The sequence below is a fragment of the Streptomyces albus subsp. chlorinus genome (assembly GCF_013302895.1).
Taxonomy (GTDB): Bacteria; Actinomycetota; Actinomycetes; order Streptomycetales; family Streptomycetaceae; genus Streptomyces; species Streptomyces chlorinus.
The window spans coordinates 3626778-3653766 of the sequence record NZ_VJOK01000001.1; the positions used below are offsets into that span (position 1 = coordinate 3626778).

23 protein-coding genes are annotated in these 26989 nt (G+C 70.9%); 13 read left to right on the top strand and 10 right to left on the bottom strand.

Going from position 1 to position 26989, the window contains the following annotated elements:
* Positions 1-202: 202 nt before the first annotated feature.
* From FM076_RS16115 to FM076_RS16125, 3 genes are read left to right on the top strand one after another with little or no spacing between them, the layout of a single operon-like run.
* Positions 203-1054, top strand: a complete 852-nt coding sequence (locus FM076_RS16115; RefSeq protein WP_173871422.1) for a M24 family metallopeptidase — start codon at positions 203-205, stop codon at positions 1052-1054.
* Positions 1051-2892, top strand: coding sequence for an SDR family oxidoreductase (locus FM076_RS16120; protein ID WP_173871423.1), 1842 nt, complete (start codon positions 1051-1053; stop codon positions 2890-2892). The genes FM076_RS16115 and FM076_RS16120 overlap by 4 nt, the downstream gene beginning before the upstream one ends.
* Before the next feature lie 46 nt (positions 2893-2938).
* Positions 2939-3976, top strand: a complete 1038-nt coding sequence (locus tag FM076_RS16125; protein WP_173874792.1) for a MerR family transcriptional regulator — start codon at positions 2939-2941, stop codon at positions 3974-3976.
* 73 nt (positions 3977-4049) lie between these two features.
* Here the strand turns inward: FM076_RS16125 and FM076_RS16130 are convergent, their stop codons facing one another.
* Positions 4050-4946 (bottom strand): LLM class flavin-dependent oxidoreductase, encoded by an 897-nt coding sequence (locus FM076_RS16130; RefSeq protein ID WP_173871424.1) that lies wholly within the window; start codon positions 4944-4946, stop codon positions 4050-4052.
* Positions 4947-5136: 190 nt separating this feature from the next.
* Here FM076_RS16130 and FM076_RS16135 point away from each other — a divergent pair, with 190 nt between their 5' ends.
* Complete coding sequence (locus FM076_RS16135; protein WP_173871425.1) at positions 5137-5634, top strand: hypothetical protein; 498 nt, start codon at positions 5137-5139, stop codon at positions 5632-5634.
* On the opposite strand, the gene FM076_RS16140 is transcribed toward FM076_RS16135, so the two are convergent.
* The gene (locus FM076_RS16140) at positions 5629-5802 is read right to left on the bottom strand and encodes a hypothetical protein (protein WP_173867896.1); all 174 of its coding nucleotides are present in this window, start codon (positions 5800-5802) and stop codon (positions 5629-5631) included. The genes FM076_RS16135 and FM076_RS16140 overlap by 6 nt on opposite strands.
* On the opposite strand from FM076_RS16140, the gene FM076_RS16145 reads away from it, so the two are divergent.
* Positions 5791-6432 carry a PhzF family phenazine biosynthesis protein gene (locus tag FM076_RS16145; protein WP_173871426.1) on the top strand — a complete coding sequence of 214 codons (642 nt, stop codon included), beginning with the start codon at positions 5791-5793 and terminating at the stop codon, positions 6430-6432. The genes FM076_RS16140 and FM076_RS16145 overlap by 12 nt on opposite strands.
* Before the next feature lie 829 nt (positions 6433-7261).
* On the opposite strand, the gene arsC is transcribed toward FM076_RS16145, so the two are convergent.
* On the bottom strand, positions 7262-7615 hold the full coding sequence (gene arsC / locus FM076_RS16150) for an arsenate reductase (glutaredoxin) (RefSeq protein WP_173871427.1): 354 nt from the start codon (positions 7613-7615) through the stop codon (positions 7262-7264).
* Between the two features lie 41 nt (positions 7616-7656).
* Here arsC and FM076_RS16155 point away from each other — a divergent pair, with 41 nt between their 5' ends.
* Complete coding sequence (locus FM076_RS16155; RefSeq protein ID WP_173871428.1) at positions 7657-8361, top strand: isochorismatase family protein; 705 nt, start codon at positions 7657-7659, stop codon at positions 8359-8361.
* Between the two features lie 122 nt (positions 8362-8483).
* Here the strand turns inward: FM076_RS16155 and FM076_RS16160 are convergent, their stop codons facing one another.
* The 3 genes from FM076_RS16160 to htpX all read right to left on the bottom strand — a co-directional run bounded on the left by FM076_RS16160 (position 8484) and on the right by htpX (position 11114).
* Positions 8484-9104, bottom strand: a complete 621-nt coding sequence (locus tag FM076_RS16160; protein ID WP_173871429.1) for a hypothetical protein — start codon at positions 9102-9104, stop codon at positions 8484-8486.
* Positions 9105-9266: 162 nt separating this feature from the next.
* Positions 9267-9875 (bottom strand): PspA-associated protein PspAB, encoded by a 609-nt coding sequence (gene pspAB / locus FM076_RS16165; protein ID WP_173871430.1) that lies wholly within the window; start codon positions 9873-9875, stop codon positions 9267-9269.
* 333 nt (positions 9876-10208) lie between these two features.
* A complete protein-coding gene (gene htpX / locus FM076_RS16170; protein ID WP_173871432.1) occupies positions 10209-11114 on the bottom strand; it encodes a zinc metalloprotease HtpX in 906 nt (301 codons plus the stop codon).
* Positions 11115-11334: 220 nt separating this feature from the next.
* On the opposite strand from htpX, the gene FM076_RS16175 reads away from it, so the two are divergent.
* From FM076_RS16175 to FM076_RS16200, 6 genes are all read left to right on the top strand, one after another.
* Positions 11335-12216, top strand: a complete 882-nt coding sequence (locus FM076_RS16175; RefSeq protein WP_173871434.1) for a Cof-type HAD-IIB family hydrolase — start codon at positions 11335-11337, stop codon at positions 12214-12216.
* A gap of 223 nt (positions 12217-12439) precedes the next feature.
* The gene (locus FM076_RS16180; protein ID WP_173871436.1) at positions 12440-12856 is read left to right on the top strand and encodes a type VII secretion target; all 417 of its coding nucleotides are present in this window, start codon (positions 12440-12442) and stop codon (positions 12854-12856) included.
* Between the two features lie 33 nt (positions 12857-12889).
* Entirely contained in the window at positions 12890-15247 is a 2358-nt protein-coding gene (locus tag FM076_RS16185) for a DUF6571 family protein (protein ID WP_173871438.1), read from the top strand.
* A 91-nt stretch (positions 15248-15338) separates the two neighbouring features.
* Positions 15339-15848: a hypothetical protein gene (locus tag FM076_RS16190; protein ID WP_173871440.1), complete on the top strand. Its 510-nt coding sequence runs from the start codon at positions 15339-15341 to the stop codon at positions 15846-15848.
* A gap of 85 nt (positions 15849-15933) precedes the next feature.
* A complete protein-coding gene (locus FM076_RS16195) occupies positions 15934-16161 on the top strand; it encodes a hypothetical protein (protein ID WP_173871441.1) in 228 nt (75 codons plus the stop codon).
* A gap of 403 nt (positions 16162-16564) precedes the next feature.
* Positions 16565-16762, top strand: coding sequence for a hypothetical protein (locus FM076_RS16200; protein WP_173871443.1), 198 nt, complete (start codon positions 16565-16567; stop codon positions 16760-16762).
* Here FM076_RS16200 and cydD read toward each other — a convergent pair.
* The 4 genes from cydD to hisC all read right to left on the bottom strand — a co-directional run bounded on the left by cydD (position 16725) and on the right by hisC (position 24444).
* Positions 16725-20348, bottom strand: a complete 3624-nt coding sequence (cydD, locus tag FM076_RS16205; RefSeq protein WP_173871445.1) for a thiol reductant ABC exporter subunit CydD — start codon at positions 20346-20348, stop codon at positions 16725-16727. The two genes, FM076_RS16200 and cydD, sit on opposite strands and share 38 nt — an antisense overlap.
* A gap of 155 nt (positions 20349-20503) precedes the next feature.
* Positions 20504-21511 carry a cytochrome d ubiquinol oxidase subunit II gene (gene cydB / locus FM076_RS16210; protein ID WP_173871448.1) on the bottom strand — a complete coding sequence of 336 codons (1008 nt, stop codon included), beginning with the start codon at positions 21509-21511 and terminating at the stop codon, positions 20504-20506.
* 28 nt (positions 21512-21539) lie between these two features.
* Entirely contained in the window at positions 21540-23090 is a 1551-nt protein-coding gene (locus tag FM076_RS16215; protein ID WP_345945046.1) for a cytochrome ubiquinol oxidase subunit I, read from the bottom strand.
* Between the two features lie 229 nt (positions 23091-23319).
* The gene (gene hisC, locus FM076_RS16220) at positions 23320-24444 is read right to left on the bottom strand and encodes a histidinol-phosphate transaminase (RefSeq protein ID WP_173871449.1); all 1125 of its coding nucleotides are present in this window, start codon (positions 24442-24444) and stop codon (positions 23320-23322) included.
* Positions 24445-24800: 356 nt separating this feature from the next.
* Between hisC and FM076_RS16225 the strand changes: the two genes are divergently transcribed.
* On the top strand, positions 24801-26003 hold the full coding sequence (locus FM076_RS16225) for a LacI family DNA-binding transcriptional regulator (protein WP_173871451.1): 1203 nt from the start codon (positions 24801-24803) through the stop codon (positions 26001-26003).
* Positions 26004-26989: the final 986 nt, after the last annotated feature.

The following is a 26989-nucleotide window of genomic DNA, read 5'->3' on the forward strand; positions in this document are numbered from 1 at the left end:
AGCCCCCGCCCCCGGGTGGTGTCCGGGGCCGGGACCACGGGGGCGCCAGAGTTATCCACAGGCTGAGCGGACCCCTTGACCCCGCCACGGCCCGATGTCACATTCGTCGGTGTCAACGTCATCACGCAGCGGAGCGACCCGCACACGGAAGGCTCGCGACGATCACGGCCCAGCACGACCACGCACGGACGGAAGGTTGGCGATGCGCCCGGCAACGAACGGCTACCGCGCGGACGACCTGCGCGGATTCAGGGAAGTGCAGCAACTCGCCTACGCCTGCGCGGAGTCGGTGGCCGCCCGCCTCGTGCCGGGGGTGACCGAACGGGAGGCGGCGCGGATGCAGCGGGAGTGGCTGCGCGAGCGCGGCGTGCGGGACTGGTTCCACCTGCCCTTCGCCTGGTTCGGGGACCGCACGGCCTTCGCCGGCTTCAAGTCCCCCCTCCAGTTCTTCCCGACGAACCGGCGGCTGGAGCCGGGCATGCCCTTCATCCTCGACATGGCCCCGATCCACCGCGGCCGCACCGCCGACATCGGCTACTCCGGCTGCCTGGGCCCCCACCCACTGCACGAGCGGCTGCTCGCTGACCTGCTCGACCACCGCGAACTGATCCTCGCCCGGGTCCGCGAGCGGCGCCCGCTGCGCGAGATCTACCAGGAGGTGGAGCGGCTGATGATCAGGCAGGGGTACGCGAACAGGCACCGCGCCTATCCGTTCGGTGTCATCGCGCACAAGGTGGACCGCGTCCCCGAGCGCCGCTGGTCCCCCACCGTCCTCGGCTTCGGTACCAACGCGCTCAGAGGACTGGCGCGGGACGCACTGCACGGGCACCGGGACGGCTGGTCCCCGCTGTGGAGCCCGTACCGCTTCTCGGACCACCCGCCGCGGCCGGGGCTGTGGGCGGTCGAACCCCACCTGGGATTCCGGGGCACGGGCGCCAAGTTCGAGGAACTCCTGGTGGTCACCGACTCCAGGGACCCCGAGGAGAGCGCGTTCTGGCTGGACGACGACCTGCCGCACGTGCGGCGCGAGCACAAGGAGGCACAGGCGGCATGAACGGCAAGAAGCTGAACCGGCAGGACGGCACCCGGGCGGGCCGGGGCGCTCGCATCGGCGCGGAGGAGCACGGCGGAGGTCTGCTGGAGGGGGCGCGGGAGCGCCGGGTGGCCACCGGAGGCATCGAGCTGTGCGTCGCCGAACTGGGGGACGCCGAGCGGCCGACGGTGATGCTGCTGCACGGCTACCCGGACAGCAAGGAGGTCTGGTCCCGGGTGGCCCACCGCCTCAAGGACCGCTTCCATGTGGTGCTCTACGACGTGCGCGGCTGCGGCGGTTCGACTGCGCCCACCCCCCTGCGCGGCGGCTTCACGCTGGAGAAGCTCACCGACGACTTCCTCGCGGTCGCGGACGCCGTCAGCCCCGGAGAGCCGGTCCATCTGGTGGGGCACGACTGGGGATCGGTGCAGGGCTGGGAGTTCGCCACGGCACGCCGTACGGAGGGCAGGATCGCCTCCTTCACCTCCATCTCCGGCCCGTCGCTGGACCACTTCGGCCACTGGATCAAACGCCGCGTCGCCCGGCCCACCCCGCGCCGGGCCGCCCAACTGCTCGGCCAGGGCGCCAAGTCCTGGTACGTCTACGCGCTGCACACCCCGGTGCTGCCCGAGCTTGCCTGGCGCGGGCCCCTGGGAAAGGGCTGGCCGCGCCTGCTGGAGCTGACCGAGAAGGTGCCCGCCGACGGCTACCCGACCGCCTCCCTGCCCCGCGACGCGGCCCACGGCGCCTGGCTCTACCGCGACAACGTCCGCGCCAGGCTGCGCCGCCCCCGCGCCGACTGCTACGCCCATGTGCCGGTGCAGCTCATCACCCCCACCGAGGACAGCTTCCTCAGCGAGCACCTCTACGACGAGCTGGAGCAGTGGGCGCCCCGGCTGACCCGCCGCACACTGCCCGCCAAGCACTGGGTACCGCGCACCCGGCCCGACCACCTGGCCGCCTGGATCACCGAGTTCGTCACCGGCAACGAGTCCGGTACCCCCGTGCGGGAGCCCGCGGCCACCGGGAAGTACGCCGACCGGTTCGGGGGCCGGCTGGTGCTGGTCACCGGCGCGGGCAGCGGTATCGGACGAGCGACGGCCTTCGCGTTCGCCGAGGCCGGCGCCCGGGTGGTCGCGGTGGACCGCGACGCCGGAAGCGCGGAGCGCACCGCCGAACTGGCCCGCCTGGTGGGCGCGCCGGAGGCATGGGCGGAGCGGGTGGATGTCGCGGACGAGCAGGAGATGGAGAAGCTCGCCCAGAAGGTCGCCACCGAGTACGGCACGGTGGACGTGCTGGTGAACAACGCGGGCATCGGCACGGCCGGCCCCTTCCTGGAGACCACCACCGAGGAGTGGAAAAGCACCCTGGACGTCAACCTGTGGGGCGTCATCCACGGCTGCCGCGTCTTCGGCCGGCAGATGGCCGAGCGCGGCCAGGGCGGGCACATCGTCAACACCGCCTCGGCCGCCGCCTACCAGCCCTCCCGGGTGCTGTCCGCCTACAGCACCTCCAAGGCCGCCGTGCTGATGCTCAGCGAGTGTCTGCGCGCCGAGCTGGCGGGCCGGGGAATCGGTGTGACGGCGGTCTGCCCCGGTTTCGTCAACACCAACATCGTGGGCGCCGCCCGGTTCGCGGGGACGGACGAAGAGGAGCAGCGCCGCCGCAGGCGCCGCACCGCACGGCTCTACGGGCTGCGGAACTACCCGCCGGAGAAGGTGGCCGACGCCGTATTGCGGGCCGTGGTCCGCAACCAGGCAGTGGTGCCGGTGACGCCGGAGGCCCGTGCGGCTCGGCTGCTGTCCCGTATCGCCCCGCGGGCCCTGCGGGGCATAGCCCGCATCCAGCCACCGACCTGACCTGTGGCGCACCGACCGTGGCGCAGTGACTGAGGAGACCGCGACCATGCCCCCGTTCCCCCCTCCCCCGGAGTGGACCCCGAAACCGCCGTCCGAGCCGGAGTACCGCATCGAGGACCTGGCGCACCGCAGTGGTGCGACGGTGCGCACGATCCGCGCCTACCAGGACAAGGGCCTGCTGCCCAAGCCGGAGCGGCGCGGCCGGGCCAACGTGTACGACGAGACCCACCTGGCGCGGCTGCGGCAGATCGCCGACCTGCTGGAGCGGGGTTACACCCTGGCCTCGATAAAGGAGCTGCTCCAGGCGTGGGACGAGGGCCGGGGGCTGGGCGGGGTGCTCGGCCTGGTCGCGGAGGTGGACGGACCGTGGACGGACGAGCAGTCCGGCCACCTCTCACGCGCGGAGCTGGAGGAGCTGTTCGGCGGCGAGCACGACGAGACGGCCGTCGCCGAGGCGATGGAACTGGGAGTGCTGGAGCCGCTGCCGGGGAGGGAGGACGAGTTCCGGGTGCCGAGCCCCCAAGAGCTGTCGGTGGCGGTCGAGCTGCACAGAGCGGGGGTTCCGCTGCTGGCCGTCACGGAGCAGTTGCGGGAGCTGCGCGGGCAGGTGGAGCACATAGCCGCCCGTTTCCTGGAGTTCACCGACGAGCACGTCTTCGCCCGTTACACGGGCGCCCAGCTCTCCGAGACGGACGCCACCGAGGCCGCGGACCTGGTGCGCCGGCTCAGACCGCTGGCGCAGCGCACCGTGGAGGCGGAGCTGGCGCGGGCCATGCAGAAACTGGCGGCCCGCAGCCTGCGCGCACACCTGCGGTCGGCCGCCGCCCCGGCAACGGGGACCTCGGCGAGGCCCGAGCCGGCAACGGCCTCCCCGGCGAGGTCCGCTCCGGACGGCGGTGGCCCGGGGACGTTCCCTCCGGGCGCCGGTGGCCCGGGGACCGAGCAGGTGCGGTTGCCGGCGGACACCGTGCGGGAGGTGCGGGCGCTCGTGGGCGAGGCCCGCACCGGGGAGTTCATCGCAGCGGCGGCGGAGAGGGAGGTGCGGGCCCGGGCCATGGACCGGATGGCGGCCGAGCGGGGGTGATGCCCGGCGGTGGCGCGGCATGTGCGCGGGAGGGGTGTGGCGGGGGCGCGGTGATGACGGCGTGTGTGCGGTTTCAGCCGCCCAGTTGGGCGAGCCCTTCTGTGGCGATGCGGGTGAAGACCGTTTCGTCGGCGGCGAAGCGGGTGTCGGGGAGGGGCCAGTGGAGGACGAGTTCGTCGAAGCCGAGAGCGCGGACGTGGCCCGCGAAGTCCACGAAGGCGCCGAGCGAGTCGAGCGGGCGGTCGGGGGTGAAGCCGGTCAGGAGGGTGCGGCCGAGAGTGGCGGAGTCGCGGCCGGCCTCCGCGCACGCCTTCTCCAGCGCCTCGGTCTGGCGGGCGAGGGCGGCCAGGGAGTCGGCGGGTGTGCCGTTCTCGTTGGCGGCCGGGTCGCCCGTGGTCACCCAGGACTGCCCGTGGCGGGCTGCCAGCCGCAGTCCGCGCGGGCCGGTCGCCGCGATGGTGAAGGGGATGCGCGGACGCTGGACGCAGCCGGGGAGGCCGCGCGCCTGGTGAGCGGCGTAGTAGGTGCCTTCGGCCGTGACCTCGTCCTCGGTCAGCAGCCGGTCGAGCAGGGGGACGAACTCGGCGAAGCGGTCGGCGCGTTCGCGCGGGGTCCAGGGGTGACCGCCCAGCGCCGTCGCGTCGAAACCGGAACCGCCCGCGCCGATACCGAGGGTGACCCTGCCGTCGCTGAGGTCGTCGAGGGTGATCAGCTCCTTGGCGAGGGGGACCGGGTGCCGGAAGTTCGGCGAGGTCACCATGGTGCCGAGCCGCAGCCGGGTGGTGGCGGCAGCGGCGGCGGTCAGGGTGGGGACGGCGCCGAACCAGGGGCCGTCGCGGAAGGGGACCCGCCACGTGAGGTGGTCGTAGGTGTACGCGGTGTGGAACCCGAGCTGCTCGGCCCGCTGCCACATGTCCCGTCCGCCCTCGGACCAGCGGCGTACGGGGAGGATCACAGTGCTCAGACGCATACCCCGACCCTATGCGCCCCTCGCTCCCCTGCTCCCCCCTTGTTGTTTCCCCCGTTGTTTCCCCTCGTTGTTTCTCCTCGGTGCTCCCCCTACTTTTCCCCGCCCTTCGCCCGCCGCTCCGTCGCCCGCCGCTTGTTCGCCGCTCGTCCTCTGTTCGCGGACGGCGGCGGCAGCGGGCATCCTCAGTGGTATGGACCACTCGCACCATCCGCCGCAGATCCACAGCACCGAGGCCGCCGTGAGGGTGCTGTCCGCCCTCGCCGAGCGGAGGGGCCTGCCCGTGGCGGTGGAGCATGCGATAGGTGCCGACGAGTCGTCGCGCCGGACGGCGGCCGGTGCGTTCGCGGTCACCGACGAGGACGGTTCCCTTCCGCACGAGGCGCTGCTGGAGATCCCCGCGACGGACGGTCCGAACGGTGCGCCACTCACCCCGAGGATCACCGTCCAGCTCTTCGAGGAGGGGGACGCGCACATCACCCTCGACCATGTGACGTTCCACGATCTGCCGCGCGAGGCGACCCCCGCTTTCCTGGAGGCCGTCTTCGACAGGCGTGCCCACCTGCGCCGGACGTGGTATCCGCCGTTCTGCCGGCTCGTGGTGGCGCTGGACGACGAACTGTCCTACAAGGAGGTCGTGCCCATGGCCTACGGCGGTCTCTCCCGCTGGCTGGCCTCGCTCAGGTCATGAGTTCGCGGTTCGGAGGACGGGCCGAGGGATGCGGTCAGATTCGAAGATGCGGGCCGCGTGGTCGTGGCAGACCTCGCGGAGCCACTTCGCGCCCAGGCCCGTGCGCTCTTCCAGGGCCTGCAGGTCCTCCAGGGGGCGCGTGGTTGACTGGCTCACATGATCGCTCATGACGTGCTCCATGTCTTCTGCGACGCCGAGGGGGCGCACGGCAACGCGCTGGGGGTCGTACGGGACGGGGCGGCGCTGCCCGCGAGCGGTGACCGCCAGGCGATCGCCGCCGAACTCGGCTTCAGTGAGACGGTGTTCGTGGACGACGCCGAGCGCGGCGCCATCGACATCTACACGCCCTCGACGCGACTGCCGTTCGCCGGTCACCCGTGTGTGGGCGCCGCCTGGCTGCTCGGCGTGGACGGGCTGGTCACGCGGGCCGGGCCGGTGGCGGTGCGGCGTGCGGACGGTCTGACGTGGATCGAGGGCCGGGCCGCCTGGGCGCCGGGGCGTACGCTCCACCAGTACGGTTCGGCGGCCGAGGTGGAGGCGCTGCCGGTGCCGCCGCCCGGCGCGTGGGTGTACGCCTGGGCCTGGCAGGACGAGGCCATCGGCCGGGTGCGGGCCCGCGGCTTCCCCGGGCGCGGTGACGGCATCGACGAGGACGAGGCGACCGGAGCCGCCGCGCTCGTGCTGACGGACCGGCTGGGCCGCGCTCTGGAGATCGTCCAGGGGCGCGGGTCCCGAATCCACACCCGTCCGAAGGGCGGCGAGGTGATCGAGATCGGCGGCCGGGTGCGACGCGGCTGAGGCCGAGGTCCGGCCGCAGACCGACCGGACGGTATGCAACGCGACAGGGGCAGGAGGCAGGGGGCGGGAGGGAGAAGGAGAGAGCGAAAGCGGGAGGCGAGGGGAGCCGAAGGGAAGGGCGAGGAGCCGAAGGAGAGTAGGCCGAGGGGTGGAGCGGAACCGTTCCGGAGGCGGAGCGGAGTCGTTCCGCGGAGCGACGTACCGCGTGGACCCGCCGCGAAGACTGGCTGCGGAACAGACCCGTCACCCCAGGGAGCAGCCGTGTCCGCGACCCCCACTCCCACTCCCACTCCCCCTCCCGCGCGCTGGGCCGTACGTGCTGCCTGGGCGGCGCCCCTGTGCGTACTGCCGTCCGCCCTGTGGCGCACCATGACGGCATTCGGCTCCGGCCACCTCCCCACGGAGGCCGGCTACATGCTGCTGCTCAGCGCCCTGTCGCTGGGGCCGGCCTTCCTCACGGTCGGCCTCGTACGCGACTGGGGCGATACCTTCCCCCGCGCCCTCCCCCTCGTCGGGAGCCGCCCCGTACCCGCGCGGGCCGTCGTCCGGGTCGCCCGTACCGGCGGGGCGTTCCTCGTCCTCCTCACCCTCTACGGCGCCCTGAACGCCGCCTTCGGTTTCGTGGACGAGGGCCCCCGCCTCATCGAGCAGGAACGGGAGTTCGACAAACCCCCGGCCTGGGTGGGCCTCCTCTACGTGCCTGCCGCGGCCTGGGGTTTCCTCGTCCTCGCCGTCGCCCAGGACTACGCCCGCCGGCACGCCCGTACCGCCCCCGGCGCACCGGGACCAAGGCCGGAGCCAGGGCCGGAGCCAGGGCCAGGGCCAGGGCCTACAGAACCTCTTTCACGGCCTCGGCCGGCCGGCCCAGACGGGTGCCCTTCTCCGTCACGACGAAAGGCCGCTGGATGAGCTTCGGGTGCTCGACCATCGCGGTGAGCAGTTCCTCGTCGCTCAGCCCCGGCTGGTCGAGGCCCAGTTCCTTGTACTCCGCCTCCTTGGTCCTGAGGACCTCCCGCACGCTCAGTCCCGCGTCGGCGATCAGCGTCCGCAGGGTAACCGCGGTGGGCGGGGTCTTCATGTACTCCACGATCTCGGGCTCGTACCCGGCCTCCTCCAGGAGGGCCAGAACGGTCCGGGAGGTGCCGCAACGGGTGTTGTGATAGATCGTCGCCGTCTTCGCCATGCGGCCATGCTAGGCCGCCCGACCAGAAGGATCCGTACGCCGTGTGTGGAGAAGGAGCCCCCGTCGAGGGGCTGATCGTCGTCGACATGCAGACCGCGTTCGTGGCGGGCGAGGACACCGTGGTCGAGGCGGACCGGGTGCTCGACCGCACCCGCACCCTGCTGGCCGCCGCCCGTGAGGCGGGCGCGCTCGTCGTCCACCTCCAGAACGACGGCCCCGAGGGCGCCTCGGACGAGCCGGGCACTCCGGGCTGGGAGCTGTACCTGGCACCCGCCCCGGGCGAACACGTGATCCGCAAGGAGGAGGACGACGGCTTCCACGACACGGAGCTGCGCGGTCTGCTGGAGGCGCACGGGGTCGGCGCCCTCGCCGTGTGCGGTGTCATGTCCGAGATGTGTGTGAGCGCGACGGTGCGCACGGCCCTGCGCCTGGGCTACCGCGTCGTCCTCCCGCACGACGCGCACGGGACGTACGACATCCCGGCGGCCCCGCACATCAGCGAGGTCGTACCGGCGGCGATGGCCGCCCGCGCGGCCGAATGGGCACTGGGTGACGAGGTCGAGATCGTCCCGTACGCGTCCGGTGTCCGCTTCCGGTCTCCGGCGCCCCGGCCGACACCGGCGGCCAGGCCGACACTGGCGACCCGGCAGGCCCCGGCGACCCGGCCGGCCCCGGTCGCCTCTCAGCCCGCTCAAGCCTGTGGAGCCCCACAAACCCCGGAGGGCGCACAGGCACACCGACCATGAGCCCGGAAGCCCCTCAACCGTGCGCTCCGAGCCGTCGAGGGCTCCCGAAACCGCCGCGGGCGGAGCCTCACCCGCCGAAGGGAACGAGGCTCCGCCCGCGCGGAGGCGGGCGGGGCCGGGGATCAGCTGTCGGCCCGCCACTGCAGGGGCTTCTTGTAGAAGCCCCTGCTCAGCTCGACGGCCGTCGCCTTCTGCCCCTCCGGGACCAGGAAGGCGGTGCAGATCTTCTTGGACTGGCCGGCCTTCAGCTTCTCGTCCCGGTCGAAGGAGGGGCAGTTGGGCCACTTCGCCTCGCCCATGAGGACGATGAGGGCCTTGGTGCGCTGGCCCTTGTCCGTCTTGACCTGGAGGTCGTCGTCCATGTCGCCGACCTTCATCGGCTCACCGCTCTTGTGGGTGATGGTCGACCAGACGTAGACGGGGATCTTCGGGCCCTCGTCCTTGTCCTTCTCCAGGCCGGAGTTGGCCATGTCGGCCTTGGTGCCCGTCTGGACCTTGGTGGGGGTGACGGTGAAGCTGCCCTTGGCACCCTCCGAGTCGCCCTTCTGCACCGGGCTGGCCTGGCCGAGGCGGTAGGTGGTCTTCTCCTTGGCGGAACCGGAGCCACCGGACGACGAGGACGAGGACGAGGAGTCCGAGTCGGACTTGTGGCCCTTCTTCCCCGACGAGTTGCACCCGGTCAGTGCCAGGGCCAGCACCAGCGCGCCCGCCGTCACCGGCACAGCGCGAGTCCACGTACGCATGTTTCCTCACTTTCCCCGTTGGGTCCCCGTTGCCACGGTCACGTCAAACGGGCGCGTCGGAGCGCCCGCGTGACCGGACTCGTTCAGGCGCAAGATCCTGCCAGAGATGCCGCGGGCAGGAACGGGCAGGGGGCGGCAAGCGGACGGGCAGCATCCGCGGCGTCACATCCCCGGCGCGCCCCAGACGGGGAACCAGCGTCCCAGGTACTCCTCCACCGGCAGATCGTTCGCCAGTAGCCCGCTGACCTGGAGTTCCAGCGCGTTGTCACGCTTCTCCGCACCGCCGGGCACCGGGGCGAAGGGGTAGAAGGTGCCGCGTTTGTAGAGATAGATCAGCGCGAGGGTACGCGGGGACGTGCGGGCGGGTTCCTCCCCGGAACCTTCACGAAAGGCAACGATCGAGCACAGCAACTGTGGCCCGAAACCGCCCTCGGCCAGCAGGGTGTTGACGGCGTGCAGATCGTTCACCAGCGAGGCCATGTCGTCGGCGGGGTGGCGGGCCGTGAGCCATGTGTAGCCGTAGTCGTCCCGGCCGAACTCGACCGGGACGCCGCCCCGCCCGGTGTCCGCGTCCAGCAGCTCCCGCACGTCGCCCTGGAGCCGGGTGAAGGCGCCGCCCTCGACGCTGGCGAAACAGACGGCACCGACACCGGTCGGCACGAACGAGGTCCCCGCCTGGAGCGTCAGCGCGGCGGCGGGCAGCGCGAACAGCTGGTCGAGGTCCGGCCGCTTGGGCTTGCTGCGGCCGAGAAGCGCGTCCAGAAAGCCCACGGCGTCTCCCTTCGCAGATGCTGCTGCACGGGCCCGTCCCGGACCCCCGTCTTGATCCCGAGCCCCGCTCCGGCGGTCCCGGCCCCGGATCCAGCCCCACGGTCCCGGCACCGGGTCCCACCCCGAAGGCCCCATGGCCCCATGCTCCCAAGGCCCCATGGTCCCGGGGCCCCATGGTCCCGGGGCCCCATGGTCCCGGGGCCCCATGACCCCAAGGCCCCATGGTCCCGGGGCCCCAATATCCCAGGGTCGCGGACCCTGGGACCCTGCTCCGCGACTCCCCACGTCCGCCGCCCGGTCCCGCCCGGCCCCGCCCGGCCCCGCCGCACATGGTCACTGTCCCAGCTGGGCGGAGATCCGGCGGAGCTGCTCCAGCCGCTTGTCCAGCGTGGGATGCGAGGAGAACAGCGTCGCGATGCTCTGGCCGGAGAAGGCGGGGACGAAGAAGAACGCGTTGTACGGCTCGGCCTTGCGCAGGTCGCGGGTGGGGATGCGGGCCATGTCTCCGCTGATCTTCGTCAAGGCGGAGGCGAGCGTGGAGGGACGGCCCGTCAGCAGGGCGCCGGCGCGGTCGGCGGACAGCTCGCGGTAGCGGGACAGCAGTCGCGTCAGCAGGAAACTGAGCACGTAGACGACGGCGCTGACCAGCGGAATGATCAGCACCAGCAGCCCCACCCCATTGTTGTCCCGGCCCGCGCTGCGGCCGATGCCGCCCCACAGGGCGAACCGGGTCAGTATTCCGGCCAGTACCCCGAGGAACGAGGCGATCGTCATGACGGCGACGTCACGGTGCGCGACATGGGACAGCTCATGCGAGAGCACCCCTTCCAGTTCGTCCCGCTCCAGGCGGCGCATCAGGCCGGTGGTGGCGCACACCATCGCGTTCTGCTGGTTACGGCCCGTGGCGAAGGCGTTCGGGACGTCGCTGTCGGCGAGGGCGACGCGGGGCTTGGGCATGTCGGCGAGGGCGCACAGCCGGTCGACGGCACCGTGGAGTTCCGGCGCCTGCCGCGGGGTGACCTCGCGGGCGCCCATGCTGAACGCGGCGATCTTGTCGCTGAACCAGAACTGGGCGATGAACAGCCCGCCCGCGATCACCAGCACGAGCGGCCAGGAATGGCCCAGCGCGGCCACCAGGGCCCCGACGAGGACGACGTAGAGCAGGCCGATGAAGAACATCGTGGTGACCATCCGTGTGGTCAGGCCACGGTCGGCGACATAGCGCGAGTGACGGGCCATGACGGCCCCTCCTTCCCGGAGCTTTCCGGAGACTTCCCGGAACCGCGACCACCGGAGGCCCGGGGCACAGCACCGCACGCTCCCCGTGAAGGGCTCTCTCTTCGATTGTGCTCCGATGCCCCCTCGTGCGCCCTGTCGTGCGCCTGACGTGCTTCTCCACCGCGTGGTGTGCTCTCATCCGTGCGGCGCTTCGCACGCATGTTCAGGCATATGCGCGAAGATGGTGCCTGTGACTCATCCCCCCGAACATCTGACGCCGAAGAGCCCCCGCCCCCACCCCGACGGAGCGCGTGTCGCCCCACGCCTCATCGCCACCGACCTCGACGGCACGCTGTTGCGGAGCGACAAGACGGTCTCCGCCCGCACCATCGCGGCACTGGCCGCGGCCGAGGCGGCCGGCATCGAGGTGTTCTTCGTCACCGGGCGCCCGGCCCGCTGGATGGATGTCGTCAGCGACCACGTCCACGGCCACGGCCTCGCCATCTGCGCCAACGGCGCCGCCGTCGTGGACCTGCACGACGGGCACCGTGTCGTACGCGTACGGGAACTGGCCCGCCACGACGCGCTCGCCGTCGCCCACGCGCTGCGCGCCGCCGCACCCGGCGTCAGCTTCGCCGTCGAACGCACGGGCGGCATCCACTACGAGCCGGAGTACCCCTCCTTCCCCATGGACCCCGGCGCCTCCTTCGCCCCCGTCGAGGACCTGCTCACCGACAGCCGCGAGGGCCACCACGCCGAGCCCGTCGTCAAACTGCTGGCCCACCACCCGACGATGGACCCCGACGAGTTCCTCGCCCTCGGCCGCAAGACCGCCGGCGCGCACGCCGAGTTCACCCGCTCCAGCCCCAGCGCCCTCCTGGAGATCTCCGGCCGGGGCGTCAGCAAGGCCAGCACCCTCGCCCTCGCCTGCGAGGAGCGCGGCATCAGGCCCGAGGAGGTCGTCGCCTTCGGCGACATGCCCAACGACCTCGCCATGCTCACCTGGGCCGGCACCTCCTACGCCATGGCCAACGCCCACCCCGACGTCCTCCTGTGCACCACCCACACCACCGCCTCCAACGAGGAGGACGGCGTCGCCAAGGTGATCGAAAGCTTCCTGTGACACCCCTCCCGATGACACCCTCCCGAAGCCGGTGACGCCGCCCTGAAGCCGCCGTACCGCCTGCCACGGACGTTCCTTCTCCTTGGAGGAATCGTAAAAACGTGCGCCTGAATCCTGGAACCGCTTGCCCCGCTTCGTCACGCAAGGTTGGGTAAAGAAGCACTCACCGTGACACGAGCGCTAGCACGAGCACGAGCAACGCGTAAGGAGCGCCAGGGGGGACATGAACTTCGAGCAGGAGTGGGCGCGACTCAAAGCCGACGCAGAGCAGCGCCAGGACACCCACATGCAACTGGCGGGATACGGCCCGGACGCACACGGACGCGGCCTGCTGCACGTGAGCGCCAAGTTGCTGCGGGACCGGGCCGGGGACGCGGAGAAGGTCGCCACCAGCTTCGGCAAAGCCGACAACAGCGCGATCAAGGAAACGGGGCAGGTCGAGAAGGGCCTGTCCGGCTTCAAGAGCGCCAGTGCCTTCGCCACGTTCGAACACCGCTGGGAAGCCCAGGTCAAACACGTGAAGTCGCTCCTGCGGGACGGGCTCGCCGACGCCCTGCGGAACGCCGCCGACGCCTTCAAGAACACCGACCACGCGGCCAAGCACGAGGTCGACAAGCTGGGCGCTCGTCGCCACCGCTAGTTGCGACCGGCCGCTTCGGAGGGGGAGGAATACGTGGTCTCCTACCACTCGTTACTGCACGCCGACCTCCAGCCTCTCAAGGAGGCCGCGCAGAAATGGCACAAAGTCCCGGGCAACTACCGCGAGGTGCGCGGCACGTTCTCGCGGGAAGTGGAAAAGGGCCTGTGGAAATCCGATATGGAGGGAGCAACCGCCGACGCGGTGTTCAAGGCCCTGGGCCGGGTCGGCCGGCAGATCGACGAGGCTGTCGAGGAAGCCGAGGACACCTGGCACTTCCTGCACAGCGCCCACACCTCGCTGAAGAAGTGGCACGACAAGCTCAAGGCGAGGGTCAAGGAGATAGGCGAGGACAAGAACCTCGAAATCGACTCCAAGGGCACCGTCCATTACAAGCCGAAGAATCTCGACGACCTCGAACCCGACGAGATCGGCCCGCAGAACAAGCGCTACCACGAGATCGTGGACGCCCACAACAACTACATCTCCTGGGTGCTGGATTCCGCCACCGCGGCCGATGAGACCCTGCACTGGGCTCTCTCCAACGACCACAACGGCCGGGCCAAGGGCTTCGACGGAGACGGCGTCACCAGCATGAGCGACGCCAACCAGGCGCGGAAGCAGGCCCGGAAGGACGCCGATGCCCTCGTGAGGCTCGCCTCGTCCTACGAAGGCTCCGAAAAACCCAGCGCGGAAACCATCCGGAAGATGGCCGAGAAGATGGCCCGGCACGAAGGGGATCCATACTTCGCGGAACGGCTCGCCACCCGGCTGAACGCCAGGGGAACCCTGGAATGGTGGGAGCGGTGCACATGGACCCTGAAGAACAAGCCCGACAAGGAGCGGTTCTCCGCTGTCCGCGACTTCCAGAAATCCTTGAGCTTCACCCTTGCCACGGCGTCACATACGGACAGCCCTGCCATGGAGAAGTGGAAGAAGGACGTCATCCGCTTGGGACCCGAGCGCTTCGCCAGCACCTACGGCAACAATCCCCACGATGTACGCGGCTTCCAGCTGATGAGCAGCCTCATGCGCTCCGGAAGCTGGGACAAGGATTTTCTCCACGACTACGGCAAGGGATTCACCGAAGGCAAAGGGAGCGACAAGAGGCACGTGCCGGGGCTCATCGACTACGACAAGCGGCACCCCGACCCTCAGGCCCTCTGGCAGGGAAGGCCCCCCTTCGAGTACGACCACCTTCTCAACTACGGCAGCGGTGGCGACCAGGGTATGGACCCCATGACCGGCTACATGGAAGCGCTCGGTCACAACCCGGAGGCGGCGCAAGAGGTGTTCCGCAGCGAGAAGAACCCTGACGGCACGTTCGAGAAGAATCCAGACGGCACCTACAGGCTGAACCCCGACCTGGACTATTTGCTCCGCAAACGTGAGTGGCCCACCGGAGGCCCTGATCTCCCGGGCGACCGGGACCGCGGGTACGACGAGTTGGGTCATGCTCTTGAGGCCGCCGCTCTCGGACACCCCTGGGATGCCCCGGAGAAGGGCCTCCACCGCACCGCCGACAGCGCCAACGTCATGCAGCAGGTCGTCACCTCGGTCGCCGAACACCCCGGCATTGTGGGTGATCGCCCCGGCATCGAGAACAGCATGGCCAAGATGGGCGCGGGATACATCGACGATCTGAACCGGGGCGTGTCGAACTTCGGTGACCGGGAAGGGGGCCAGGACCTCCGCGACGCCGCCTTCGGCAATCGCGGAGAAGGCCACATGAAGGTGATCCCCAACATGGACGCGATGGCGTTCCTCAGGGAGGTAGGGGGAAAGCCCGGTGCCTACGAGATCCTCTCCGCCGCGCAGGACCAGTACGTCCTGAGCGCCATGAAGGCGCACCCCAAGCCCGACAGGGAACTCGGCCTTCTGCTGGAGACGGGGGCGAAGAGCCAGGGTGTCCTCGATCACGCACGCGCCGATGCTGTTCAGGCCGGTGCCAATGACAAGAGCACCGACCTGCGTGCGGACCTCACCGCGGCTGCCGCGTGGAAGAAGTACGCCGTGGGCCAGGGGCTCGGAGCCTTCAAAGGCACCCTGGAACTTCCCCTTGGCATTGAGGGGGTACCCAAGGCCGCTGCCTTCGGCATCCCACTCGTCACCGGAGCGGGGAGCGGTGCGCTTGAGACGCACGTCAACAACGAGATCGACCGGCAGGTGCTGGAGCAGTGGAAGGAAGAGAGTAGAAAGTTCACCGAGAGTGCCATCAAAACAAAAGATGACTTCCTCGACATCAGCCAACACCGGATCATGAATTGGCTGGAAATCTACCGGAATTCCCACGGAATAGACGACGCTTCACCCTGGTACGACAAGCACAGTTTCCGCATGGAGACTCAGTACAACGGTGGCGACACCCAGGGAGACCAAGGCGATGGCGACTAAAACGGCCCGTGCGGCCGTGTTCGGTACTGCGTTGCCTCTCGTCCTGGGGATCACTTCCTGCTCGGCAGGAGCCGACAAGGAACCAGAACCCGTGACGAAGATCCCCTTGGTTCGGGCATGCGGGGGCATCTTCAGCAAACAGGAGACCAAGGAGATCCGGCACTCATACGTGCATTCCCGGAAAAGAGAAGGCTACCGGAAGACTGCCGAATACCTGAGGCGGCCAAGTTCTCACAGTTCCGAGCCTGGGAAGGTACTCTGCGACCTCACCACCGCAAAAAACCCTGTCTCGGGTGACCTGCTGAACATCAGAGCGACCTGGGACAGCATCGGCCCGAAGAACGGCAAGCCGGTTGAATGGCGCCCTTCCCTCGAAGGGGGACGAGCAGCCGGGCAGATCGCCGTGACCTGCCTGAACCCCGGCGAGAAGAAAATCCGTACTGAATTCGAGGCAGTCAAGCTGTACATGTACGATCACGTGAATCTCAGCGACAACTCCCGCGCCAGGCTGCTCCTCAACGCCGCGAAGAAACTCATCCCCCTCATGGACTGCCAGAACAACATCACCTACCCCGACCCGGACATGGTCGCTCCGCGGTAGAAGCGCCGCCTTCGGTGTCCCGCTCGCCACCGGAGCGGCGAGTGGTGCGCTGGCGACGCACGTCAACAATGAGATCGACAGGCAGGTGCTGGAGCGGTGGAAGGAAGAGAGCAAGCAGTTCTCCTGGGACGGCATCGAGTCGAAGCGAGAATTCCTCACTCTGAGCCAGAACCGTGTCGCCAACCGGCTGGAATCCTACCGCAAGGGTCACGGGATTTCCGATGATTCGGAATGGTACAACGTACAGAGTTCTGCAATGGAGCAGATGTACGGAATCGGGGCCGTCCAGGGAGACCAAGGCGATCGCGACTGACCCGAACCGGGTAGCTGCGGTCGGTGCGGCCATGCTCCTCACCTTGGTGGTCACTGGGTGCTCTTCAGATCACGGAAAAGAGCGCGAAAGGGTGGCAAAGACCCCGATCACCAAGACTTGTGGAGGGATCTTCGACGAGCAGGCTGCCAAAGAAGCGAAGCGTTCACATGTGCACGCCCGCAAGAGCGACGGCTACCGGAAGACAGCGGCTTACCTGAAACGGCCGGACTCACACAAGTTCGAATCCACACAAGTGATTTGTGACCTCACCACAGCGAAGGATCCGGTCGCCGGAGACTTGTTGAGCGTTCAGGCACTCTGGGACGCCATCGGCCCGAAAAGAGGGAGATCCGTCGAGTGGCTCCCCCCGTCCGAAGGCGGGCGCGGAGCAGGACAAATCAGGGTGAATTGCCAGAACCCGGGCGGCAAGGAAATAGGTACGGAATACGACACGGTCAAGCTCTACATGTTCGATGAGATCCCCCTCAGCGACAATTCCCGCGCCAGGCTGCTCCTCAACGCCGCGAAGAAACTCATCCCCCTCATGCACTGCCAGAACAACATCACCTACCCCGACCCGGACCAGGTAGCCCCGCAGTAGGCACGAGTTCTGCCTCACGTTCTCGGGTGAGCATGGCGGCGAAGGCCCCACCCGCGGACGCCAGTTCTCCGTAGGTACCGCGCTCGACCGGTCGGCCCTCGGCCAGCACGATGATCTCGTCCACCGCGTCGAGGCCCTGGAGGCGGTGGGTGATCAGGAGGGTGGTGCGGCCCTCCGTCGCCGCCAGCAGGTCGGCGGTCAGGGCGTCGGCCGTGGGCAGGTCGAGGTGTTCGGCGGGCTCGTCCAGGACGAGTACGGGGAAGTCTGCCAGCAGGGCGCGGGCCAGCGCGAGGCGTTGCCGCTGGCCGCCGGAGAGTTTGGCGCCGTGCTCCCCGACGAGGGTGTCGAGGCCCTCGGGGAGGGTGGTCACCCAGTCGTCGAGGCGGGCGGCGGCCAGCGCCGCGCGCAGTTCGGCCTCGGTCGCGGACGCGGGGGTCCCTCCGGCCGGGGGCCGGGGGAGGGCCAGGCGCAGGTTCTCCCGCAGCGAGCTGTCGAACAGGTGGGCGTCCTGGGCGCAGAGGCCGACGTGCCGCCGTACCGCGTCCGCGTCGGCGTCCGCCGCCGCGACGGCGGGGGTTCCCAGGGTGTAGCTGCCGGACTCGGCGTCCACGAACCGCAGCAGCGCGTGCGCCAGCGTCGTCTTGCCCGAACCGGACGCGCCGACGACGGCCACGCGGCGCCCCGGCGTCAGCTCCAGGTCCAGCCCGGCGAGCGCGGGCGGCGCCCCGGCGGGGGCGTCCGGATAGCGGACGGTGAGCCGGTGGACGCGCAGCGGGAACGGGTCCGGGGGCAGCGGAGCCGGGTGCTCCGGTTCCCGGACCGGCGCGGGCGCGTCCAGTACCTCGTGCACCCGCTCCGCCGAGCGCCGCACCCGCTGCCGGAACTGCACCGCCTGCGGCAGCGGCGTGACGACCTCGAACGTGGCCAGCGGCGTCAGCACCACGGTTGCCAGGAGCACCCCGCCGAGGGTGTGGTGGGTGGCCGCGGACGCGCCCGCCCACGCCGCCGCCGTGACCGTCAGCCCGGCCGCCAGCGCGCTGAGACCGGCGGCCAGCGCCGTACGGGACGCCGAGCGCGCCGCGATCCGTGTGAGGACGGCGTCCGCGTCGGCGACCGCCCGGCGGCGGGCCCCCAGCGCGCCGCTGACCGGCAGTTCACCGGCGGCGGTCCCCGTGAGGAGGTCCACCGTACGGGTCGCCAGCGCGGCCCGCGCCGGGGCGAGCCGGCGCTCCGTACGGCGGGACAGCGCGGCCGTGAGCGCCGGTACGGCGATGCCCGCCACCGCCAGCCCCGCCGCCAGGGCCGCGCCCGCGGCCGGAAGCAGCCAGGCGGTGAACACGACGGCGCCGGTGCCGACCGTCGCCGCGACGGTCGCCGGGAGCAGCCAGCGCAGGAAGTAGTCCTGGAGGGCGTCCACATCGGCGACGAGGCGGGTGAGGAGGTCGCCGCGGGCCGTCCGCGCGAGGCCCGCCGGGGCCAGGCGCTCCAGGCGTCGGTAGACGGCTACCCGCAGCGCCGCCAGGACGCGGAGCGCGGCGTCGTGCGAGACCAGGCGCTCCGCGTAGCGGAAGACGGCGCGTCCGATGCCGAACGCCCGGGTCGCGGTGACGGCCACCATGAGGTACAGGATCGGGGGTTGCTGGGCGGCCCTCGATATCAGCCAGCCCGAGGTCGCCATGAGGCCCACCGCGCTGGCGAGTGCGAGGGTTCCCAGGAGGAGGGCAAGGGCGAACTTCCTGTTGAGGCCCTGGGCCGTGGAGCGCACCCGTGTGAGGGGGTTCTTGTGGGTGGGGGTGTGGGTGGGGGCGGGGGTGCGGAGGGGGGCGCCCGTGGTGGGTTGGGCGTGCGGGACGGGTGGCGTCCGCGGGCCGCCGTGGTCCTCCCCCGGCCTTCGGCCGGGGACATCCCCACTGCCGCCCCTGGCAGCAGACCGCCCTGCGGCTTGCTGGTGGCGGACGGCCTGGTCCGGGTGTTGCGGGGTCAGGGTCAGGACGTGGTCGGCGGCGGCCAGGAGGGCGGGGCGGTGGGTGACCAGTACGACGGTGCGGTCGGCCGAGAGGCGGCGTACCGCTTCCAGGACGGCCGACTCGGTGGCGCCGTCCAGCGCGGCGGTCGGCTCGTCCAGGAGGACGAGGGGGCGGTCGGCGAGGAAGGCGCGGGCCAGGGCGACGCGGCGGCGCTGCCCGGCGGACAGCCCGGCGCCGGACTCCCCCAGTTCGCGTGCCGGGTCGAGGTCCGGCGCGCCCGCCTCGGCGAGGGCGCGGGCGACGGCGGCGTCGTCCACGGTGTCGTCGGGCCGTGCGAGCCGGACGTTGTCGGCGATCGTTCCCGCGAACAGGTAGGGGTGCTGGGGGACCCAGGCGATCTGCTGGTGCCAGGCGGCCGGGTCCAGGTCGGCCAGGGGGACGTCTCCAACCCTGACCCGGCCCTCGGTCGCCGGGGTGAAGCCCAGCAGTACCGACAGCAGTGTGGACTTGCCGCCGCCCGAGGGGCCCGTCACCGCGACCGTCTCCCCGGGACGTACCGTCCAGTCGGTCGGTGCCAGGGAGTACCCGTCCCGCCCCTCGTGCCTCACGGCGGCCCCCTCCAGTACGAGCGGGGCCTTCCGGATGTCCACGCGCGCGCTGCCGGAGGGGGGCAGGGGCCTCTCCAGCATGTCGAAGACGGACTCGGCGGCGGCGAGTCCCTCGGCGGCTGCGTGGTAGTGGGTGCCGACCTGCCGTAGCGGCAGATACGCCTCGGGGGCGAGGATCAGCACCATCAGGCCGGTGTAGAGGTCCATCTCCCCCCGCACCAGCCGGGTGCCGATGCCGACGGCGACGAGGGCGACGGAGATCGTCGCGAGCAGTTCCAGCGCGAAGGAGGAGAGGAAGGCCAGCCGCAGCGTGCGCAGGGTGGCGCGGCGGTAGTCGCCGGTGATGGCGCGGATGTTGTCGGCCTGCGCCTTGGCGCGGCCGAACACCTTGAGGGTGGGGAGCCCGGCCACGACGTCGAGGAAGTGGCCGGCCAGCCGGGACAGCAGCTTCCACTGGCGGTCCATCCGGGACCGGGTGGCCCAGCCGATGAGCGCCATGAACAGGGGGATCAGCGGGAGGGTGACGACAATGATCGCCGCCGAGATCCAGTCGGCGGTCACGATCCGGGCCAGTACAACCACCGGGACGACGACGGCCAGGCCCAGCTGCGGCAGGTAGCGGGCGAAGTAGTCGTCGAGGGCGTCGATGCCGCGGGTGGCCAGCGTGGTCAGTTCACCGGTGCGCTGCCCGGTCAGGAAGCCGGGTCCCAGCGCGGTGGCCCGCTCCAGCAGCCGCAGCCGCAGCTCGGACTTGACGGCGGCGCCGGAGCGGTGGGCGGCCAGCTCCGTCAGCCAGGAGACCAGGCCCCGGCCGACGGAGACGGCCGCCAGGAGCAGCAGCGCGTCCCGGTGGAAGACGCCGTGGCGGTAGGCGCCGACGACGATGTCCGCCAGCAGTACCGCCTGGGCGACGACGAGTCCGGCGCCGGCCAGTCCGAGGGCGACGGAGGCGGCGAGGAAGACGCGCGTGGTGCGGGCGTACCGCAGCAGCCGCGGATCGACGGGCTTCATCTCAGGCTCGCTTCGTCTCGGGCTCGCTCATCACAGCCCGCTTCGTCCCAGACCCGCTCATCACAGCCCGCTTCGTCCCAGACCCGCTCATCACAGCCCGCTTCATCTTGGGCTCGCTCATCTCAGCTCGCTTCATCCCAGACCCGCTCCCGGTCTCAGTGCCCGCCGGAGGGGGCGAGGTGCTGGGTGCCGATGCGCTTGCGGAAGACCCAGTAGGTCCAGCCCTGGTAGAGGAGCACGATCGGGGTGGCGATGGCCGCGCACCACGTCATGATCTTGAGCGTGTAGGGGGTGGAGGCCGCGTTGGTGACGGTGAGGCTCCACTCCTCGTTCAGCGTCGAGGGCATGACGTCGGGGAAGAGGGAGAGGAAGAGCATCGCCACAGCGGCGACGATGGTCAGGCCGGAGAAGGTGAACGACCAGCCCTCGCGCCCGGCGAGGTTGGCCACGAGCGCGGCGGCCAGCGCGGCTGCGGCGACCACGAGAGCGGTCAGCGAGGAGCCGTCACCGCGCTCGGCCTGGGTCCACAGCAGGAAGACGACGGCGAGCACTCCGGCGGCGGCCCCCAGCCCGGTGGCCAGCCGCCGGGCCCGGGTACGGATGTCGCCGACGGTCTTGAGCGCGGTGAAGACGGCGCCGTGGAAGGTGAAGAGCGTCAGGGTGACCAGCCCGCCCAGCAGGGCGTACGGGCTGAGCAGGTCGGTCAGCCCGCCGACGTACTCCATGTGCTGGTCGATCTTCACGCCGCGGACGATGTTGGCGAAGGCCACGCCCCACAGGAACGCGGTGATCAGCGAGGTCCAGAAGATGGCGTGCTCCCAGTTGCGCTGCCAGCGCTCCCCCTCCCGCTTGGCGCGGTACTCGAAGGCCACGCCGCGCACGATGAGGCACAGCAGGATGAGCAGCAGTGGCAGGTAGAAGCCGGAGAAGAGGGTGGCGTACCACTCGGGGAACGCGGCGAAGGTGGCGCCGCCCGCGCTGAGCAGCCACACCTCGTTGCCGTCCCACACCGGCCCGATGGTGTTGATCAGCACGCGCCGCTCGGCCCGGTCGCGGGCCAGCAGCTTGGTGAGGACGCCGACCCCGAAGTCGAAGCCCTCCAGGAAGAAGTAGCCGGTCCACAGAACGGCGATGACGACGAACCAGACGTCGGTCAGTTGCATAGCTCAGCGCCCCAGTCTGTCGTGCGGGTCAGTAGGAGAAGGCCATGGGCCGGTCGCCGGACTCGGCGTCGGCATCGGTGCCCGTGCCGGTGTGGTCGCCGCCGATCCTGGTGGGCGGGTTGAGGTCGGCCTCGGTCAGCTCGGGCGGCCCGGCCTTGACGTACTTGACCAGCAGCTTGACCTCGACGACGGCGAGGATCGCGTAGAGCGAGGTGAAGGCGATCAGCGAGGTGAGGACCTCGCCCTGCGAGACGCTGGGGGAGACGGCGGAGGCGGTGGGCAGCACCCCGTAGACGACCCAGGGCTGGCGGCCGGTCTCGGTGAAGATCCAGCCCCACGCGTTGGCGATCAGCGGGAAACCGAGGGTGAGCACCGAGATCCGCCAGTACCAGGTGCCGAGCTTCGGGTTCAGCTCGCGGTTCCGGGTGAGGGCGAGCCGCGGCACCTCGTCCTCGCCGGTGCGCAGCCGTTCGGCCAGCCAGAACCGGCGCCGGGTGAGGTAGAGGCCGGCGGCGCCGAGCGCGAAGGACGCCATGCCGAAGCCGATCATCCAGCGGAAGGACCAGTAGGCGACGGGGATGTTGGGCCGGTAGTCGTCCAGGCCCACCGTGTCCTTGTACTTCTCCTTGAGGTGCGCGTTGGTGTCGTTGATGCCGGGGACGGCGTCGTGGAAGTTGTCGTGCGCGAGGAAGGAGAGGACGCCGGGGATCTCGATGGCGACCTTGTTGTGGCCCTTGTCCACGTCGCCGTAGGAGAAGACGGAGAACGGGGCCGGCGCCTGCGTCTCCCACAGCGCCTCGGCGGAGGCCATCTTCATCGGCTGCTGCTCGTACATGATCTTGCCGAGCCGGTCGCCGCTGACGGCGGTGAGCAGTCCGGCGGCCACGAGGGTGACCAGCCCGAGCCGCAGCGAGCTGCGCATCACCGGGATGTGCTTCCTGCGCAGCAGGTGGTAGGCGGATATGCCCACCATGAACGCGGCGCCGGTCAGGAAGGCGGCGGTCATGGTGTGGAAGAACTGGGCCAGCGCGGTGTTCTGGAAGAGGATGCCGAAGAAGTCCGTCATCTCGGCGCGGCCGGTCTTCTCGTTGAGCCGGTAGCCGACCGGGTGCTGCATCCAGGAGTTCGCGGCCAGGATGAAGTAGGCGGAGGCGATGGTGCCGAGGGCCACCAGCCAGATGGTGGCCAGGTGCAGCTTCTTCGGCAGCTTGTCCCGGCCGAAGATCCACAGTCCGATGAACGTGGACTCCATGAAGAAGGCGATCAGCGCCTCGAAGGCGAGCGGGGCGCCGAAGATGTCGCCGACGAAGCGGGAGTAGGCGGACCAGTTCATGCCGAACTGGAACTCCTGCACGATGCCGGTGACGACGCCCATCGCGATGTTGATCAGGAAGAGCTTGCCCCAGAAGCGGGTGGCCTTGAGGTACTTCTCCTTGTTCGTGCGTACCCAGGCCGTCTGGAGGATCGCGGTGAGGGTGGCCAGCGAGATCGTCAGGGGCACGAAGAGGAAGTGGTAGACGGTCGTGATGCCGAACTGCCAGCGCGCCAGCGTCTCGGGCGCCAATGCCAGGGTTGTCACGTCACTTGCTCCCTCACATCCCGGCGGACTTCGTGAATGCGTTCACATTCACAAGACCTAGCGTACGACGCCCCCATTTCGGACATGCGCGCGGGGGGGTCCTCCGGACGGGCACGCGAACGCCCACGGCACGCGCCGAAGCCGCACCGTGGGCGCCGAAGAGCCGCACTCCTTCCCGGGAGGGAACTACAGCCTTCCCGGGAGGGAACTACAGCCTCCGTGGAAGGGGCTACAGCTCCTTCCGGAAAGAGGCCGCTACCTGCAGGAAGAGGTCATTCGCCGCGGTCTCGCCGATGGACACCCGCACGCCCTCGCCGTCGAACGGCCGCACCATCACCCCGGCCGCCTCCGCCTTCCTGGCGAAGTCCGCCGTACGGGCGCCCAGCCGCAGCCACACGAAGTTGGCCTGCGAATCGGGCACCGTCCAGCCCTGTGCGCGCAGCTCGTCCCCCACGCGTGTGCGCTCTTTCACAAGCGCCTCGACCCGCTCCAGCAGGGCGTCCTCACTGCGCAGCGAGGCGATCGCCGCCTCCTGTGCGAGCTGGCTCACACCGAAGGGCACGGCGGTCTTCCGCAGGGCGGCGGCCACCGGCTCGTGGGCGACGGCGAACCCGACCCGCAGCCCGGCCAGGCCGTACGCCTTGGAGAACGTCCGCAGCACGCACACGTTCGGCCGGTCGCGGTAGAAGTCCAGGCCGTCGACCACCCGCTCGTCCCGGACGAACTCGCGGTAGGCCTCGTCCAGCACCACCAGCACGTCCCCGGGCACCCGGTCGAGGAACCGCCTCAGATCCGCACCGGGGATGGCGGGGCCCGTGGGGTTGTTGGGGGTGCAGACGAAGACGAGACGGGTGCGGTCGGTGATCGCGTCCGCCATCGCGTCCAGGTCGTGCGCCTCCGTCCCCCCGCCTCCGGCCGGGAGGTGCCCCGCGCCGGCGCCGGTCAGCGGGATGGGGACAGAGGTGGCGCCCGAGATCTGGGTGATGATCGGGTACGCCTCGAAGGAGCGCCAGGCGTAGAGCACCTCGTCGCCGGGCCCGGCGGTCGCCTGGACGAGCTGCTGGGCGAGGCCGACCGAGCCGGTGCCGGTGGCCAGGTGGGAGACCGGGACGTCGAACCGCTCGGCGAGTTCCTCGCACAGGGCGGTGCAGGCCAGGTCGGGGTAGCGGTTGAACGAGCCGGCCGCGGCGGTCACCGACTCCAGCACACCGGGCAGCGGCGGATAGGGGTTCTCGTTGGAGGACAGCTTGTAGGAGACCGGCCCCCCGGCGGCGGCCGGACGCCCCGGCTTGTAGCTGGGGATGCCCTCCAGCACACCGCGCAACCGCGGGCTGGTCGCGTTCCTGTCACTCACCGCTGTTCCTCCTCCGTCGCGCGCCAATGCTCTTCACCTTAAGAGGATTCACCCGCGCGGCGTACCCCCCGCGGCGACCGGCTCCCTCGCCGGGCGCGTGCGCCGACGCGCGCGCCGTACGCGGGTGGCGGACGCGGTGGCGCGCATCACTCGTCAAGGTGAGTTGCGCCCGGCCCCGACCCTGGCGTACGCCACGGCAAGCCACGCCACCACTGACGGATACGCCCAGGATGCCCCCATTCTGAGCTGCGGTTTCCATGGTCGTCAGGAAGAGTCGCTCATGCAGAATCGTGCCTGCGCGGGCCGATTCCGCCCACCCCTGCGGCAGCCCGGCGCGGGCCTACGATCGGCTCGCCATGACAGCAGCAGAGAAGCATCAGGCGGGCCGCAACCCGGCCGCCGTCCCCCAGCCGCCGGCCGGGAGGTGCCCCCAGCCCCGCGGCGGGGGGCGGCTGTCCGGGCGGGCGGGCATCAGGGATGTCGCCGCCGCAGCCGGTGTCTCCATCACGACTGTCTCCGACGCCCTCAACGGAAAGGGCCGCCTCCCGGACACGACGCGCAGCCACGTCCGCGAGGTCGCCGAGCGGCTGGGCTACCGCCCGTCGGCCGCCGCACGCACACTCCGCACCGGAAAGTCCGGCCTGATCGGCCTGACCGTCACCACGTACGGCGAAGAACCGTTCACCTTCACCGAGTTCCCCTACTTCGCGGAGATGGCCAGAGCCGCCACCTCCACCGCGCTCGCCCGCGGCTACGCGCTGGTGATCCTGCCCGCCCCGGCCCGGCGCGGGGTGGCCGGACTGTCCGGCCGCCCCGGCCACTCCGGCCCGTCGGGGCCGGACGTGTGGTCCAACGTCGCACTCGACGGCACCATCGTCGTCGACCCCTCCGAGAAGGACCCCATCGTCACCGAACTGGTCCGCTCCGGCATGCCGGTCGTCTCCGACGGGAAACCCGGCGAGTCGCTGCCCGTCGCGGCCTGGGTGGACAACGACCACGAGGCGGCCGTCCGCCGCATCCTCGACCACCTCGCCGAGTCCGGCGCCCGCCGCATCGGGCTCCTGACCGGCACCAGCACCGACACCTACACCCGGGTCTCCACCGCCGCCTACCTCGACTGGTGCCGGCGGGTCGGCCAGGACCCCGTCTACGAGCGCTACCCCGCACACGACCCCTGCGCCGGCGCCGTCGCCGCCGACCGGCTGCTCGCCCGCCCCGACCGCCCGGACGCCGTCTACGGCCTCTTCGACCCCAACGGCACCGACCTGCTGGCCGCCGCCCGCCGCTACGGACTGCGGGTGCCGGAGGACCTGCTGCTGGTGTGCTGCAGCGAGTCCGCCTCGTACGCGACGACGGCGCCGCCGATCACCACGCTCTCGCTGAAGCCCGGCCGCATCGGCACCACCGTCGTCCAACTGCTGATCGACGCCATCGAGGGCAGCTCCCCGCCCCGCCCCGTCCAGCAGGTGATGCCGACCGAACTGCTCGTGAGAACGTCCTCGCAGCGCGCCGGAGCACGGACCACGGTCAGCCCGCCACGCGCGCCCGCCGCCGAGTGAACGGCCCGCTGGCGTGCCGTACGGGTCCCGGGCACGGATTCCGTAGGGTACGTCAGCGGGAGAATTCAGGAGGAATTCACTCCCCGTCGGGCCACCTCGCCAGATGGGCGCCCCCAGGTGCGTCACAAGCCGCGACCAGCGTTCCTATGATTGGGGGCACCCCGGCCCGAGGCCGGGGGAGGACGACACCGGGACCGGCTCCCGACCTGGGGCGGCACCCCGGCCGAAAGACCAGCGACTGGGGCCCCATGGGAAGGGGGAGGTCCTGCGGTGCACGGCGGCGGCGCGATGGTGGAGGGGTCGATGACTCAGGGGGCCGGTCAGGGACCCGACGTATGGCACGGCGGGGCGACGACAGGTGGCGCGGGCAACGCGCGGACGCTGTCGCCCGCCCAGGCGGAGCCGGGCGCGCCGGGCGCCCCCGTCCCACCGCTGACGGCGGCACCTGACGCCGCAGGCCCGAAGGCCGCCGCGGCCCGTCCCACCCCGCCAGCCGGCCCACTGACGGCCCCTCAGCCACCCGCGGTTCGGTCCCGCGCGACCGGACCGGCGACCCCGATGGTGCCGGCCACCCCCCACGCCCCCACGGCATCCCTTGCCGACCGGACCGGATCGGCGGCTCCGGACACCCTCCCGGCCCCCGCCCCGACGGGACCGGGCGCCGCCCACACCCCCACGACTCCGGGCGCCGCCCCGGCGCCCACAACCTCGGGAACCTCGCAGGAGCCCACGACTCCGGGTGCCGCCCAGCCCCGCTCGACCTCGGGTGCCCTCCAGGCGCCCACGGCCCCAGGCGCCGCCCCCGTCCCCACAACCCCAGGCGCTGCCCAGGCCCCCACAACCCCAAGCGCCGCTCAAGCCCCCACGATCTCGGGCGCCGCCCAGGTGGAATCGGGGGGTGCCGTCACGGCGCGGGTGCCGGGCGGAGTGGTTGCGCCGGCTGGTCCGACCGCTGCCGGCGGCTCCGGCGTCCCGGCGCCCCGGAC